This is a genomic window from Embleya sp. NPDC059237 (assembly GCF_042754105.1).
Lineage (GTDB): Bacteria > Actinomycetota > Actinomycetes > Streptomycetales > Streptomycetaceae > Embleya.
In genome coordinates this window covers 495683-509959 of the sequence record NZ_JBHZAE010000003.1, presented here as the reverse complement: position 1 = coordinate 509959, position 14277 = coordinate 495683, and the positions used below count along the sequence as shown (strand labels likewise).

Genomic DNA, 14277 nt, shown 5'->3' with positions numbered 1-14277 from the left:
GCGTGCGGGTCCGGCGAGTCCGTATCGGATACTGGCACGCATGGCATACGGGACCTTGCGCGCTTTCCTGAAGGCACTGGAGAAGCGCGGTGACCTCAAGCGCGTGCGCGCCGAGGTCGATCCACATCTCGAGGTCGGCGAGATCACCGATCGGGTGAACAAGGCCAAGGGCCCGGCGCTGCTCTTCGAGAACGTCAAGGGCAGTTCGATGCCGCTGGCGATGAACGTCTACGGCACCGACGAGCGCATGCTGATGGCGCTCGGGCTGAAGAGCTACGACGAGTTGTCGGAGAAGATCGGCGGCCTGCTCAAGCCGGAACTGCCGCAGGGTTTCGGCGGGATCCGCGAGGCGTTCGGCAAACTCGGCGCGGTCGCGCACATCCCGCCGAAGAAGATCAAGGACGCGCCGTGTCAGCAGGTGGTGTACAAGGGCGACGAGGTCGACCTGGACACCATCCCGGCGCTGTTCACCTGGCCCGAGGACGGCGGTTCGTTCTACAACCTGGGCCTGACCCACACCAAGGACCCCGACACGGGCGTGCGCAACCTGGGGCTGTACCGCCTCCAGCGGCACGACAAGCGCACCATCGGGATGCACTGGCAGATCCACAAGGACAGCCGCAATCACTACCAGGTGGCCGCCAAGCGCGGTGAGCGACTGCCGGTGGCGATCGCATTCGGGTGTCCGCCGGCGGTGACGTACGCGTCCACCGCGCCGCTGCCCGGAGACATCGACGAGTACCTGTTCGCCGGCTTCATCGGCGGCAAGCGGATCGAGATGGTCGACTGCGTGAGCGTGCCGCTCCAGGTCCCGGCCGAGGCCGAGGTGGTGCTCGAAGGCTGGTTGACCCCGGGCGAGATGTTGCCCGAGGGCCCGTTCGGCGACCACACCGGCTTCTACACCCCGCAGGAGCCGTTCCCGGCGCTGACCATCGACTGCGTGACGATGCGCGAAAAGCCCCTGCTCCAGTCGATCGTGGTGGGCCGGCCGCCGACCGAGGACGGGCCGCTGGGCAAGGCGACCGAGCGGTTCTTCCTGCCGCTGCTCAAGATCATCGTGCCGGACATCGTGGACTACGACCTGCCCGAGACGGGCGGCTTCCACAACTGCGCGATCGTCTCGATCGACAAGAAGTACCCCAAGCACGCGCAGAAGGTGATGAGCGCCATCTGGGGCGCGCACATGATGTCGCTGACCAAGCTGATCGTGGTGGTGGACGCCGACTGCGACGTGCACGACTACCACGAGGTCGCGTGGCGGGCGTTCGGCAACACCGACTACGCGCGCGACCTGATGCTGGTCGAGGGGCCCGTGGACCACCTCGACCACGCGTCCTACCAACAGTTCTGGGGCGGCAAGGCGGGGATCGATGCGACCCGCAAGCTGCCCGAGGAGGGCTACACCCGCGACGGCGGCTGGCCGGAGATGGTCGTGTCGGATCCGGAGACCGCCGCCAAGGTGACCCGCCGATGGAAGGAATACGGGCTGTGACGTCCGCTGCTCTACCCGCTCCCGGAGCACCGTCGGAGGTCGGCCGGGTCAAGGCGTTCCTGCGTCTGGTGCTGATCGAGCACTCGGTGTTCGCGTTGCCGTTCGCCTACATCGCGGCCTTCACCGCGATGTACGAGACCGACGAACGCCTGCACTACTGGGAGCTGTTCCTGGTCACCGTGGCGATGGTCGGGCTGCGCACGTTCGCGATGGCCTGCAACCGGATCATCGACCGGGAGATCGACGCGCGCAATCCGCGCACCGCCACGCGGGAGTTGGTCACCGGCGCGGTCTCGGTACGCACCGCGTGGGTCGGCGCGCTGGTCGCGCTGTTCTTCTACCTGCTGGCCGCCGCGCTGCTGAACCCGCTGTGCCTGGCGCTCGCGCCGGTGGCGGTGATCCCGATGGTGATCTATCCGTACGGCAAACGCTTCACCAACGTCCCGCACGCGATCCTGGGCATCGCGCAGGCGATCGGTCCGGTCGGCGCGTGGTTGGCGATCACCGGCTCGTGGTCGTGGGAGGCGGTGGTCCTGGGCCTGGCGGTGGGCACCTGGATCGGCGGCTTCGACCTGATCTTCGGCTGCCAGGACGTCGCCGCCGACCGCGCGCACGGCGTCAAGAGTGTGCCGGCCAAGTGGGGCATCGCCGCCGCGCTGAACGCCTCCAAGATCAGCCACGTGGTGACCACGCTGCTGTTCGTCTGGTTCGGCGCCCTCACCGGCGCGGGCTTCTTCTGGTGGCTGGGCCTGCTGATCGTGGCGGCGGCCTTCGTCTACGAACACAGCCTGCTCAAGCCGAACGACCTGAGCAAACTCAACCGAGCCTTCTTCACCACGAACGGCTTCATCGGCATCGCCCTGTTCGTCTGCGCCCTACTGGACCTGGGCGTCCGGGGCCTGCGCCCGTAGCCCGAGGCGGCGACGACAGCCGCCTCGGCTCGCGGAGAGCTGCTCGCGTCGGCAGCGCCGGTCAAATGGTCGGCAAGCCGGCGAGCGAAGGTTGCGACGGGTCGCGGGGGTCGGTGGGGCGGCGGCGGCGTAGCGTCACTGCGGCGACCACTCCGCCGATCAGGCCGAACAGGTGACCCTGCCACGAGACACCCTCCGCGAGCGGGAGGAGTCCGATCGCGAACGAGCTGCCGTACAGGGCCACTACCGCGAAGCCGATCAGCACGTCGAGCACGCGTCGATCGGCGAAGCCGCGCACGACCAGGTACCCGAACAGGCCGAAGACCAGGATGCTCGCGCCCGCCGAGTTCGACCCCGACGGCGAGGTGAGCCACACCCCCAGCCCGCCGACCACCGTGATCACGAGGAGCACGGTCAGGAACCGGGCGACTCCCCGCAGCGCGGCCAGGAAGCCGAGCAGCATCAGCGGAAACGTATTGGACACGATGTGCCCGGTCCCGAAGTGCAGGAACGGCGCGGTGAGGATGTCGGGCAGTTCGTCCGCCCGCCGCGGTGTCACCCCGTGTGTCAGCAGCGAGTCGTCGGTCGCGTAGTTGATCACCTGGACCACCCAGATGGCGCCGATCAGCACGCCGGTGATCAGGACCGCGTCGCGAACTCCCGATATGGATATGCGCGATGACATGCTCCACCCTCCCCGGCGGTGAGTGATACCGCCACCGGGTCAGGATAGGAGGCACGCGCGACGAGCGGAGTGGTGGGCGGCCCGGCCGCCAGCGTCAGTTCGGCTTGCGGACCACGAAGACGAAGTAGCCCATGTATTCGTTGATCAACTCGCGGAGCTTCGGCATCGCCGCGTCCATGTTCGCCGTCGTCTCCGCGCCGTATCGGGCCAGGATCCGCTCGTGGTGCTCGCGGTAGAAGATGTCCATCAGGTCGCCGGTGACCACGAAGCTGTCGGTGTGGTTCTCGAGGCGTTCGAGATGGAATCCGGCCTCGGTGGTGACGCGTTCGAGCAGAGCGGCGGGTGTCTGGGGCGGCGGGGACGTCCACACCGCGCGCCATACGGCCAGGTGTTCCGGGGTCGGCTCGGCGCGCTTGGTGAACTCGGTGAACAGCAGCCGGCCGCCGGGACGCAGTACGCGCCACGCCTGGCGCAGCACGGCGAGGCGATTGTCCATGTGGGCGAACGAGTCGATGGCCCAGGCGGCGTCGTACGACTCGTCCTCGTACTCCTTGCCGAGATCCATCGCGTCGGCGAGGGCGAAGTCCACCCGGTCGGCGAGTCCCGCCTCGTCGGCGCGGGCCCGGCACAGTTCCACCTGGGAGCCGCTGACGGTGATGCCGGTGACCCGGGCCCCCGTCGCGCGCGCGGCCCGCAGGGCCGGGCCGCCGGTGCCGCAGCCGATGTCGAGCAGGTGATCGTCCGGCCCGAGGTGCAGGGCGGCGATGTAGTGGTCGGTCTGCCGATCCATGGCGAGGTTGGCCAGGTCGGTCAAGCCGGCGGCGCGAGTCCGTGCGCCCGGCGTCACCCACATGCCCACGTGGATGGCGGCGTCGCCGAGGATGAGTCCGTACAGGTCGCCGAACTCGTCGTAGGAGGCGCCGACTTCCTCGGGAGTGGGAGCGGCTTGGGCACTTTCCGAGTATTCGTCCACTGCCATGGTCGCCACCATAGCGCTGTGTGACCACCCGGACACCGACGAAATCGGCCAGTTCCGAAGGTGCGAGAGGTCGAGCAAACGCCGAGACGGGTCCGCCCCGTCACCCCGACCGGGGCAACGGGGCGGACCCGACATGGAATTCGCGAATCACACACCCGCGTACGAGTGCAGCCCGTTCACGAAGATGTTGACCCCGTAGTAGTTGAACAGGAAGCACGAGAAGGCCACCAGCGAGACCACCGCCGCCTTCGAGCCCTTCCAGCCGGCCGTGGCGCGCGCGTGCAGGTAGGCCGCGTAGGCCACCCACGTGATGAAGGACCAGACCTCCTTGGGGTCCCAGCCCCAGTAGCGGCCCCACGCGTTCTCCGCCCAGATCGCGCCGCACACGATCGCGAACGTCCACAGCGGGAAGATGATCGCGTTGACCCGGTAGGCGGTCTTGTCCAGCGACGACGCGCTGGGCAAGCGGGCCAGTTGGTCGTCGAAGCGACCCCGCTTGGTGTCGGCCGGGTCGGCCTGCCGGCGCTCGTAGCGCTGCTTGAACAGGAACAGGATCGAGGCGAGCGCGCCGATGTGGAAGGCGCCGAACGACACGATCGCGGACGCGACGTGGATCCACAGCCAGTACGAGTCCAGCGCCGGCACCAGCTGCTCGGAGTCGGTGTACAGGACCGTCACCGCCACGCCCAGCGTGGTGAGCACCGGCAGCGTGACGAACAGGCCCAGCCAGCGCACCGGGTACTTCCACAGCAGCGCCAGGAAGGCCGTGACCACCATCAGCGCGACCGACGTGGAGAACTCGTACATGTTGCCCCACGGCGCCCGCTCCACCGAGATGCCGCGCGTCAGCACGGACCCCGCGTGCAGCAGGAAGGCCAGTACGGTCAGCGAGACCGCGACCCGGCCGATGCGGTCGGCACGTTCGCTGCCACCCGCCACGTTGCCCTCGTCGTCGCCGGCACCGGCGTCCGCGCCGTCGCGCAGCACCACCACCGGCCGCTCGGCCAGCGCGACCCCGCCGCCCGCACCCGCGGCAGCGGCCGGTTCGAGCACCTCGACGGTCAGGTCGGCGGAGCGTTTGGCCACCGTCCCGCTGCTGCCGAAGGTCCATTCCATGCAATAGGCGAAGAACGCCATCAGGTAGACGGCGATCGCCGAATACATCAGCACATTGCTGAATTGGGCGAGGTTCTCGTTGACGCCCACGCTCACTCCTTGACCTTGGTGCCGGGAGAGTTCGCCGGCGCGGCCTCGCGCAACGCGTCCACGAACTCCTGTACCTCATCGCCGAGGCCCCCACCCTCGGTGCGGGCGAGCCCGCCGACCTCGACGACCGTGTGGCCGTCGGGGCCCTTTGCCGCGCGCACCCACATCCGGCGGCGGCGTACGAACAGTGACAATACGAGACCCACGATCGCGGCGATCGTGCTGATCAGCGCGAGCCCCTTGCCGGGCTCGCTGGCGACCTGGAAGTTGGCCCAGGTCTTGACGCCGTCGAAGGTGATCGTGCCGGCGCCGTTGGGCAGGTCGACCGTGTCGCCGACCTTGAGCGCCTTGCGCCAGATGTCGTTGCCGTCCATGAACTTCGACATCTTGTTCGCCTTGAGCGCGTAGATGTTCTGCGGCACGCCCGAGTCCATGCCCAGGTCGCCCTCGTAACCGCTGATCATCAACCGGGGGTTGAGCAGCGAGGGGAAGACCGAGATCGGACCGCGCTTGGGGTCCACCAGGAGGTTGCCCTCCTGGTCCATCGGCGCGCTGGGCAGGAACTGCGCGTCGAAGCCGAGCTGCTTGAGGCCGGCGCTGACGTCCGGGACCTTGATCACGCCGGTCGAGGTGCGGTTGCCGTCCTGCGGCAGGAACACGGTCGGGCCCTTGTAGGCGATCTTGCCCTTGGCGTCGCGCACGGTCACCTCGGGTGCGTAGCCCGTGGCGATCATGAAGACCTTGGTGTCGCCCACTTCGAGCGGGTGGTTGACCCGGATCGTGCCCGACTTGTCCTTGCCCTCGTGCCCGTACCAGGACTCGATGTGCGCGGTGAACGAGCGCGGCTCGCCGCGCTTGGCGCCGGTCGGCTGGAAGGTCTGGTCGACCGACTTCAGCCGGAATCCGAACGCCTCCAGGTTGTCCTCGTCGACCAGCGCGCCGAACTGGCGGTCGTCGTACTGGGTGAGCACGTTGGCGAAGCTGCCACCCTCGACCACGATCTTGCCGCCCTTGACGCTGTACAGACTGCCCAGGGCGAACGCGACCAGGATGCCGAACAGCGCGATGTGGAAGAGCAGGTTGCCGCTCTCGCGCGCGTAGCCCTTCTCCGCCGCGATCGTGTCGCTGCCCGGGTTGAGCCGAAAGCGCCGCTTCTTCAGCGTGGCGCGCGCCGCGGCCAGCACCGCGTCCGGGTCCGCCGAGGTCTCCCACCGGGCGTACGCGGGCATCCGGGTGAGGTTGCGCGGCGCCTCCGGGGGCTTGGCCCGCAGCGTCTTCGCGTGCGCCCAGCAGCGCGGCACGATGCAGCCCAGGAGCGAGACGAACAGCAGGATGTAGATCGAGGCGAACCACCACGACGAGAACACGTCGAAGAGCTGGAACTTGTCCATGATCTTCGCGCGGGTGGGGTGGTCGCGGAAGTACTGGCTGACCTTGATCGGGCTGACCGGCCGCTGCGGGACCAGCGTCGGCGGCGTCGCCGCGATCGACAGCAGGAACAGCAGGATCAGCGCGACGCGCATCGAGGTCAGCTGCCGCCAGAGCCAGCGCAGCCAGCCGACCACGCCCAACTGCGGTTGGCGGATCTCCCCGTCGCCGTCGTCCTGCGCGGGCGCCGTGGACATCCCGGCACCGGCTCGCGCCTCGCTCGCCGCGACCCGCTCGGGGTCGTCGTCCGGTCCGGGGTCGGCCCGGACGACGTCGTCGGGATGGGTCTCGATGCTCATCAGAATCCGATCGTGTATTGCTGGGCCCACGACTGCATCTCGCGCATCATGTGGTCCCACGCCCCGCTGAGCATGAGCACCCCGAGCAGCACGAGCATGCCGCCGCCCAGGCGCATCACCCAGACGTAGTGCTTCTTGACCCACCCGAACGCACCGAGTGCCTTACGGAACGCGACCGCGGTGAGCAGGAACGGAACGCCGAGGCCCAGGCAATACGCGACCGTGAGCAGCGCTCCCCGATTGGCACTCGCCTCACTGGTGGACAGGGTGAGCACGGCCGACAACGTCGGGCCGATGCACGGGGTCCAGCCGAGGCCGAACACCACGCCCAGGAGGGGTGCCCCGACCAGACCTATGGTCGGTCGTTTGTGCACGCGAAACTCGCGCTGGAGCCCGGGCAGTACGCCCATGAACGACAGGCCCAGCACGACGGTGACGCCGCCGAAGACTTTGGTGAGCGTCGACTGGTGTTCGGTCAGGGTCTGGCCGAAGTAGCCGAAGGCGGCGCCCATGGAGACGAAGACGGCGGTGAAGCCGAGCACGAACAACAACACGCCGAGGAAGAGCCGACCGCGTCGGGCGTCCTTGAGGTCGGCGCCGGAGACTCCGGTGACGTAGCTGAGGTAGCCCGGCACCAGGGGGAGCACGCACGGCGAGAAGAACGAGATCAACCCCGCGAGCAGGGCGATCGGCATCGCCGCGAGCAGCGACCCCGTGTAGACCGTGTTGTTCATCCCCTGGGCTGCGAGAAGCACCGCGATCAGACCTTCTCGTTCAGCACGGGGTCGATCATCGAGCGCAGTTCGTCGATGTCGATCGCACGCAGCACCCGGGCCGCGATCCGACCCTCACGGTCGATGATCAGCGTGCTGGGGATCGCGTTGGGGTTCAGGTTGCCGGTGAACTTCAGGATCTCGCGCGCGTCCGGATCCCACAGGCTCGGATAGGTGATGCCCTTGCTGCCCACGAAGGCGAGCGCGTTCTCCTGGCTGCCGTCGCGAGTGTTGATCCCGAGGAACTGCACGCCCTTGTCCGCGTTCTCGACGTGCGCCCGCTGGAAGTCGGCGGCCTCGGCCCGACACGGATTGCACCACGAACCCCACACGTTCAGGACCACGACCTTGCCCTTGAAGTCGGCGAGGGTGATGTCCTTGCCCTCCAGCGTCTTGCCGGAGACGTTCGGGGCCGCCTTGCGGTCGGCCGGCTTGGCCCGCACGATGCCGGTCTTGTCGCTGTCGACATAACCCTTGCCGTCACCGCTGCTCTTGCCGCCGGCGCTCATCCCGCCGCAACCGGTGAGGGCGAGCAGAGCCGCGGCGGTGAGCAGTGCGGCACGACGAGGGAGGCGGCGTGTGAGCATGTGAAAAGTTTCGCATGCCCTCACGGCCGCTCCACTCGGGGTCCGTCGTGCCGCCGACACCGCTTTAAATCATCCCGATTCGCCCCAAATAAATAGGGGGCTATGCCCCGAAACTCTTGTTTTGCTTCTTGCCTGCGAGCTTGGCCGGCAGCAGGTCCCGAGCGGGCTCGCTGTAGCCGACGGAGACGATCTTGTCGCCCTCGTAGGTGAACGTGGTGAGCGAGGCCAGCGAGCACTGCCGGTTGCGCGGGTCGTGCCACAGGCGCCGCCGCTCGACGAACGAGCGGGTCACCCAGATCGGCAACTGGTGGCTCACACACACCGCCTCGTGCCCGCGCGCGGCGTCCCGGGCCGCGCCGAGCGCGCCCATCATCCGCACCACCTGCTCGATGTACGGCTCGCCCCACGAGGGCTTGAACGGGTTGGTGAGGTGCTTCCAGTGCCCGGGGTTGCGCAGCGAACCGTCGCCGACCCCGAAGGTCTTGCCCTGGAAGATGTTCTCCGCCTCGATCAGGCGATCGTCGGTGGCGATCTCCAGCGAGTGCCGTCCGGCGATCGGCGCGGCGGTCTCCTGGGCGCGCTCCAGCGGCGAGGACACCACGTGCGTGATGTCGCGCCCGGCCAGGTGGTCGGCCACCCGCTCGGCCATCTTCAGGCCCAGCTCCGACAGGTGGTAGTCGGGCAGGCGGCCGTACAGGATGCCGTGCGGATTGTGCACCTCGCCGTGGCGCATGAGGTGGACGATCGTCACGTCGCGGTTGGTCTGCGGCTTCTGAGCCATCGTCAGTTCTCCTGGGCACTCGCTGCGGCGCGGGCTGCGGCCGGCAGCGCGTCGAGGATACGGTTCACGGCCGCGTCGTCGTGGGCGGCCGAGAGGAACCACGCCTCGAAGGCGCTGGGCGGCAGGTACACGCCCGCGTCCAGCATCGCGTGGAAGAACGGGCCGAAGCGGAACGACTCCTGGGTGCGCGCCTGGTCGTAGTCGTGCACCGGCACGTCGGTGAAGAAGATCGAGAACATGTTCCCGGCGGTGGAGACCGTGTGCGCGACGCCCTCCTTGGCCAGCGCCGCCGACACCTCGGTGCGCAGCGCGAGCGAGACCCGGTCCAGGTGCTTGTACACCGCGTCGGTGCAGTGCCGCAGCGTGGTCACGCCGGCGGCGGTGGCCACCGGGTTCCCCGACAGCGTGCCCGCTTGGTACACCGGGCCCAGCGGGGCCAGCTGGGACATCACGTCGGAGCGCCCGCCGAAGGCCGCCGCCGGGAAGCCGCCGCCCATCACCTTGCCGAAGGTGATCAGGTCCGGGACCACACCCTCCAGACCGAACCAGCCGGCCTTGGACACCCGGAAGCCGGTCATCACCTCGTCGGAGACGAACAGCGCGCCGTGCCGCTCGCACAGCGCCTTGATCCCGGCGTTGAAGCCCGGACGCGGGGTGACCACGCCCATGTTGCCCGGCGCGGCCTCGGTGATCACGCAGGCGATCTCGGTGCCGTGCGCGGCGAAGGCCGACTCGACCGCGGTGAGGTCGTTGTACGGCAGCACGATCGTGTCGGCGGCCGAGGCGCCGGTGACCCCGGGCGTGTCGGGCAGCGCGAAGGTGGCCAGGCCGGAGCCCGCCGCGGCGAGCAGCGCGTCGACGTGACCGTGGTAACACCCGGCGAACTTCACCACCTTGGCCCGGCCGGTGAAGCCACGCGCCAGCCGGATCGCGGACATGGTCGCCTCGGTACCGGAGCTGACCAGGCGGACCTGCTCGACCGGGGCGATCCGGGAGACGATCTCCTCGGCGAGTTCGACCTCGCCGGCCCCGGGGGTGCCGAAGGACGTGCCGCGCGCGACCGCCTCGCGGACGGCCTCCTGGACGGCGGGGTGCGCGTGGCCCAGGATCATCGGGCCCCACGAGCAGACCAGGTCCACGTACTCGCGGCCGTCCGCGTCGGTCAGGTACGGACCGGTGCCGGAGACCATGAAGCGGGGTGTGCCGCCGACCGCGCGGAAGGCGCGCACCGGCGAGTTGACACCGCCGGGGGTGACGGCCCGGGCGCGTGCGAACAGGGCGGCGGAGGCGGGTGCGGGGTTCTCGTTGGCAGAGCTCACCCGGCCATGCTCTCAAACAAATCCGGACCCGCTCGGCTCCCCACCGCGGCGCCGGGCGCAGCGGGTCGACGGCGACCGGAGCGGGTGTGCGCGGATTCGCGTTGGTTCCCGGGGATCCGGGAAGCGAAACCGGGGGTATGGCGCAGTATGATCGGACCACCCGGACTCGTGCCCACGGGTGAGGCATGTCCGGTGGGGTGCAGCACGACGATCGGGGTGCGCGCGTGGCGGCGAGAACACGTCGGAGTGGGCGGTCCGGGCGACGCGGGCGGATAGCCGGCGGCCTCGTTCCGACACTGGCGACGCTGCTGATGCTGGCCGGGACGGCGGCGTGCGGCGGCGGCTCCCACGACGCCGGGTCCACGGGCCTGCGCGGTGCGCTGGACGGGGTGCGCGACGACGCGTCGACCCGGGGCTGGTTCGAATACGGCGACACCGCTGCGATCGCCAAGGCCAACGGCGGCACTGCCACGACCGGACCGTACGGCGCGCTGCTCGGCACCGGTTATCCCGATCTGGCCGCGATGGGGCCCCAGGTGGCGCCGGCGCTCGGCTTCGATCCGGCGAAGACGAACGAGGCGTGGTCGGCGGGTCGGCCGCCGCAGCAGGGCGGGGTGATCGCCGGCGGCTTCGACAAGGGCGCGGTGATCGGCAAGCTGAAGGAGTTGGGCGGCAAGCCGGACCCGACCGCGGCGAGCGTGTACCGCCTGCGCGCCGACAACGAGTTGTCCGTCGACGACGCGCTGGCACAGAAACTGCCGTCGGTGGTCGACCACTTCAACGCGGTGCGGGTCGCCGACCGGCAGATCGGCTACGGCTCGACCCTGCTCGGCGCCGACCTGTCCCGGGGCGGCGCCCGACTCGGCGCCGACCCGACCACCCGCGCGCTGGCCGACTGTCTGGATCGGCCGCTGGCCGCGGTGCTCACCGACCGCGCCGGCGGTGGCGAGCAGCCGAGCGGGCCCCGGATCGCGGTGGGTGTGACGGGCAAGGCCGGGGTGCCCGGCACGAACGTGCTGTGCGTGTCCCGGGAGTCGGAACAGGCCGCCCGGACCGAGGCCGACCGGCTGCGCGGGGTGTTCACCGGGGGCGAGCCGACCGCGCAGGGTGTGCCGTGGAACGCGATGCTCACCGACGTCCGGGCCGAGGTGGTCGGGACGAACGTGGTGAAGATCACCGCGCGTTCGGCGGGTTCGGTGCGAACAGGGGTTTTCGTCAAGGCGTTGAACGACATGTCGCTCGCGCGGATCTTCGCGGGCGGGCCGCCTGGCCGGGAGTCCTGACGCATGCCGGCGCGGCACCGGTTCCGAGTGGTGCACACCTGTTACCCAACCGCGGTATGGGAAGCCCGCGCGACCTGCGACGATCTTCAACGAGTCCCCCCGATCCCCCTCGGATCGAAACAAGCGAGCAGACCGAGACAAGCGAGCAGGGAGCGATGGCGTCGGGCGCCACGGGTGTGCGCACGTGTCACGGAACCGGCCATGGTCGGGAGGTGCACACGTGGGCGTGACATATGAGTACTTCGGCGCACCCGATCGCGCGACCGCCGCGCGGGTGCCACCGCTGATCGATCCGACCGACACGGTCGAACGCCCCACCAATTCCTACGTGTCGATCGTGAAGCCGGAGACGGTCAGCGCGATGGTGTTGTCGCTGCTCGGGGACACCCCGCCCGACGCGACGCCACCGCTCGAGCTGGTCGTGCTGCATCCCGCGCACGCGGTGATGCAGTTGCCGCCGATGCTGATGGACGTGCTGCGCAACGCGACCGAGGAGGAGTTGGGCGCGGCGGCCTTCATCTGGTCGACGTTCCCGGATCGCCGGGTGCCGCGTGACGCGTATCTGCTGTATCGGATGTTGCACGACTGGACCAAGTTCGCCCGCGATCTGCACCACGCGGGGCACCAGTTGTACTGCCTGATGCACTCCTGAGCGCCCGCCGCCGGGGTGCGGCGGGCCCGGTTCGACGGGCTGATCCGACGGGGGATCCGGCGAGCGGGTTCGATTAACCCACTTGAGTTATCAACCCACGCGGTTTAACGTGCGGCCATGACAGGGACGCACGGCGCTTCGGCGTCGGACCGCGGCGCCGGCGCACGCCTTTTGATGATCGAGGCGGCGGAGCGGCTGTTCGCCGAACGCGGCATCAACGGGGTCTCGCTGCGCGAGATCGGCGCCCAGGCCGGGCAGCGCAACACCGCCGCCGCGCGCTATCACTTCGGGTCGAAGGAAGCCCTGGTGGACGCCGTCTTCCGGCATCGGATGGAGCCGGTGAACGCGCGCCGCCTGGCAATGCTGGACGAACTCGACGCCACCGGACGCGGATACGACGCCCGGGGCCTGGTCGAGGCGTTCCTGTACCCGCTCGCCGACACCCTCGGCGAGGTCGGCAAACCCAGTTGGTATCTGCGCTTTTGCGTGCACGCGGCCTTCCTGGAGGGCACCGCCATCCGCGATCTCGCCCGAGAGGAGTGGACCCGCGGCATCCACACCGTGCGCGAGCGCTTGCGCGGCCTGCTCGCCGATGTGCCCCCGCAACTGGGCGACGACCGCTGGCTGTTGATGTCGTCCTACCTCACCCACGCCCTCGCCGACCGCGAGATGGCGCTGCACCACCCCGGCCGGCACACCCCGACCGCTCGGGAGCTCTTCCTGGCGGGTTTGACCGACACCGCCGTCGCGCTCTATCTGGCCCCGGTCTCCGCCCGGACCGCGGCCGCGCTCGACCCATCCGCATAGCGGTCCCGCCACGGGACCTCGCTTCGGCTCAGGAGGTTCGGCCATGACGAGCATCATCGACCAGCCCACGTACGAGGACCCCACCCCCGCCGCGGCCGCCGCGCTCGGCCTGGAAGTGCGGCCGATGGCCGGGCACATCGGCGCCGAGATCTTCGGCGTCGACCTGTCCCGGCCGCTGAGCGCCGAGTCGGTCGCCGAGATCCGGGCGATCTGGCTGAAGTGGAAGGTGGTGTTCTTCCGCGACCAGCACCTGACCCAGGAACAGCACAAGGCGTTCGGCCGCGCCTTCGGCGAACTCGCCCCCGGACACCCGACGTTGCCCGCCGCCTTCCCCGAACACCCGGAGATCCTGCTGCTGGACAACCAGCAGTTGGGCATGGGTGGCGGCGGCGGTTTCGTGGAGAGCCGCTGGCACACCGACGTGACGTTCATCCCCGACCCGCCGACCGCGTCGATCCTGCGCGGGGTGATCGTGCCGCCGTACGGCGGCGACACCCAGTGGGCCAACCTGGCCCTGGCCTACGAGCGACTGTCCGACCCACTCAAGGAGTTGGTCGACGGGTTGCACGCGGTGCACCACAACGCGCTGCCGATCAAGCGCGGCGAAATGCAGAGCAAGCTGGGCAGGCAGTTCCTGGGCGACGGGCTGCGCGCGGTGCACCCGGTCGTGCGGGTGCACCCGGAGACCGGCGAGAAGGTGTTGTTCGTCAACCCGAACTTCACCAGCCACATCCGGGAGTTGACCCGCCAGGAGAGCGCCCACGTCCTGGAGATGCTCTACGCGCACATCGCCGACGCGGAGTTCAGCGTGCGCTTCCGGTGGCAGCCGGGCAGCATCGCGTTCTGGGACAACCGCGCGACGGTACACCTCGTACCCACCGACGTGCCGCCGGGCATGCGCCGTTCCATGCAGCGGGTAACCCTCCAGGGCTCGAAGCCGGTCGGCCCCGACGGCGCCGAGTCCTTCGCGCTGGAAGGCTGATCGCCCCCGCGGGCCCCGCTCGACCCCCTTGCGCGAACATCCCCCGGATCCGGCGCCGCGTCGACCGACCAGGCGCCGGATCCGCACGCTTCG

14 protein-coding genes are annotated in these 14277 nt (G+C 69.5%); 6 read left to right on the top strand and 8 right to left on the bottom strand.

Annotated features, from left to right (window positions below; all coding sequences use genetic code 11):
* Window positions 1-40 precede the first annotated feature (40 nt).
* Window positions 41-1492 carry a menaquinone biosynthesis decarboxylase gene (locus ACFXKZ_RS12890; RefSeq protein ID WP_379999499.1) on the top strand — a complete coding sequence of 484 codons (1452 nt, stop codon included), beginning with the start codon at window positions 41-43 and terminating at the stop codon, window positions 1490-1492.
* On the top strand, window positions 1489-2403 hold the full coding sequence (mqnP, locus tag ACFXKZ_RS12885) for a menaquinone biosynthesis prenyltransferase MqnP (RefSeq protein WP_379999496.1): 915 nt from the start codon (window positions 1489-1491) through the stop codon (window positions 2401-2403). The genes ACFXKZ_RS12890 and mqnP overlap by 4 nt, the downstream gene beginning before the upstream one ends.
* Window positions 2404-2464: 61 nt before the next feature.
* Here the strand turns inward: mqnP and ACFXKZ_RS12880 are convergent, their stop codons facing one another.
* The 8 genes from ACFXKZ_RS12880 to hemL form a co-directional block, all read right to left on the bottom strand.
* Window positions 2465-3088, bottom strand: a complete 624-nt coding sequence (locus ACFXKZ_RS12880; RefSeq protein ID WP_379999493.1) for a rhomboid family intramembrane serine protease — start codon at window positions 3086-3088, stop codon at window positions 2465-2467.
* Between the two features lie 94 nt (window positions 3089-3182).
* Entirely contained in the window at window positions 3183-4067 is an 885-nt protein-coding gene (locus ACFXKZ_RS12875; protein ID WP_379999490.1) for an SAM-dependent methyltransferase, read from the bottom strand.
* 147 nt (window positions 4068-4214) lie between these two features.
* A complete protein-coding gene (gene ccsB, locus ACFXKZ_RS12870; protein WP_380000018.1) occupies window positions 4215-5231 on the bottom strand; it encodes a c-type cytochrome biogenesis protein CcsB in 1017 nt (338 codons plus the stop codon).
* 44 nt (window positions 5232-5275) lie between these two features.
* Complete coding sequence (locus ACFXKZ_RS12865) at window positions 5276-7000, bottom strand: cytochrome c biogenesis protein ResB (RefSeq protein WP_379999488.1); 1725 nt, start codon at window positions 6998-7000, stop codon at window positions 5276-5278.
* Window positions 7000-7734 carry a cytochrome c biogenesis CcdA family protein gene (locus ACFXKZ_RS12860; protein WP_380000016.1) on the bottom strand — a complete coding sequence of 245 codons (735 nt, stop codon included), beginning with the start codon at window positions 7732-7734 and terminating at the stop codon, window positions 7000-7002. Before ACFXKZ_RS12860 ends, ACFXKZ_RS12865 begins: the two co-directional genes overlap by 1 nt.
* A 26-nt stretch (window positions 7735-7760) precedes the next feature.
* The gene (locus ACFXKZ_RS12855) at window positions 7761-8360 is read right to left on the bottom strand and encodes a TlpA family protein disulfide reductase (RefSeq protein WP_379999485.1); all 600 of its coding nucleotides are present in this window, start codon (window positions 8358-8360) and stop codon (window positions 7761-7763) included.
* Window positions 8361-8460: 100 nt separating this feature from the next.
* Window positions 8461-9141, bottom strand: a complete 681-nt coding sequence (locus ACFXKZ_RS12850; RefSeq protein WP_078976776.1) for a histidine phosphatase family protein — start codon at window positions 9139-9141, stop codon at window positions 8461-8463.
* Between the two features lie 2 nt (window positions 9142-9143).
* Complete coding sequence (hemL, locus tag ACFXKZ_RS12845) at window positions 9144-10460, bottom strand: glutamate-1-semialdehyde 2,1-aminomutase (protein WP_379999483.1); 1317 nt, start codon at window positions 10458-10460, stop codon at window positions 9144-9146.
* 311 nt (window positions 10461-10771) lie between these two features.
* Between hemL and ACFXKZ_RS12840 the strand changes: the two genes are divergently transcribed.
* From ACFXKZ_RS12840 to ACFXKZ_RS12825, 4 genes are all read left to right on the top strand, one after another.
* On the top strand, window positions 10772-11743 hold the full coding sequence (locus ACFXKZ_RS12840; RefSeq protein ID WP_379999482.1) for a hypothetical protein: 972 nt from the start codon (window positions 10772-10774) through the stop codon (window positions 11741-11743).
* A gap of 220 nt (window positions 11744-11963) precedes the next feature.
* A complete protein-coding gene (locus tag ACFXKZ_RS12835) occupies window positions 11964-12395 on the top strand; it encodes a hypothetical protein (protein WP_126640807.1) in 432 nt (143 codons plus the stop codon).
* A 117-nt stretch (window positions 12396-12512) separates the two neighbouring features.
* Window positions 12513-13202 carry a TetR/AcrR family transcriptional regulator gene (locus tag ACFXKZ_RS12830; protein WP_379999480.1) on the top strand — a complete coding sequence of 230 codons (690 nt, stop codon included), beginning with the start codon at window positions 12513-12515 and terminating at the stop codon, window positions 13200-13202.
* A gap of 43 nt (window positions 13203-13245) precedes the next feature.
* Window positions 13246-14184, top strand: a complete 939-nt coding sequence (locus ACFXKZ_RS12825) for a TauD/TfdA dioxygenase family protein (RefSeq protein WP_379999478.1) — start codon at window positions 13246-13248, stop codon at window positions 14182-14184.
* Window positions 14185-14277 lie beyond the last annotated feature (93 nt).

What these genes read in the sequence shown, in the direction of transcription:
- ACFXKZ_RS12890 (WP_379999499.1), top strand. Translation starts at nt 41, where the DNA reads ATGGCATACGGGACCTTGCGCGCTTTCCTGAAGGCACTGGAGAAGCGC.
- ACFXKZ_RS12880 (WP_379999493.1), bottom strand. Translation starts at nt 3,088, where the DNA reads ATGTCATCGCGCATATCCATATCGGGAGTTCGCGACGCGGTCCTGATC.
- ACFXKZ_RS12875 (WP_379999490.1), bottom strand. Translation starts at nt 4,067, where the DNA reads ATGGCAGTGGACGAATACTCGGAAAGTGCCCAAGCCGCTCCCACTCCC.
- ccsB (WP_380000018.1), bottom strand. Translation starts at nt 5,231, where the DNA reads ATGTATTCGGCGATCGCCGTCTACCTGATGGCGTTCTTCGCCTATTGC.
- ACFXKZ_RS12865 (WP_379999488.1), bottom strand. Translation starts at nt 7,000, where the DNA reads ATGAGCATCGAGACCCATCCCGACGACGTCGTCCGGGCCGACCCCGGA.
- ACFXKZ_RS12860 (WP_380000016.1), bottom strand. Translation starts at nt 7,734, where the DNA reads ATGAACAACACGGTCTACACGGGGTCGCTGCTCGCGGCGATGCCGATC.
- ACFXKZ_RS12855 (WP_379999485.1), bottom strand. Translation starts at nt 8,360, where the DNA reads ATGCTCACACGCCGCCTCCCTCGTCGTGCCGCACTGCTCACCGCCGCG.
- ACFXKZ_RS12850 (WP_078976776.1), bottom strand. Translation starts at nt 9,141, where the DNA reads ATGGCTCAGAAGCCGCAGACCAACCGCGACGTGACGATCGTCCACCTC.
- ACFXKZ_RS12840 (WP_379999482.1), top strand. Translation starts at nt 10,772, where the DNA reads ATGCTGGCCGGGACGGCGGCGTGCGGCGGCGGCTCCCACGACGCCGGG.
- ACFXKZ_RS12830 (WP_379999480.1), top strand. Translation starts at nt 12,513, where the DNA reads ATGACAGGGACGCACGGCGCTTCGGCGTCGGACCGCGGCGCCGGCGCA.
- ACFXKZ_RS12825 (WP_379999478.1), top strand. Translation starts at nt 13,246, where the DNA reads ATGACGAGCATCATCGACCAGCCCACGTACGAGGACCCCACCCCCGCC.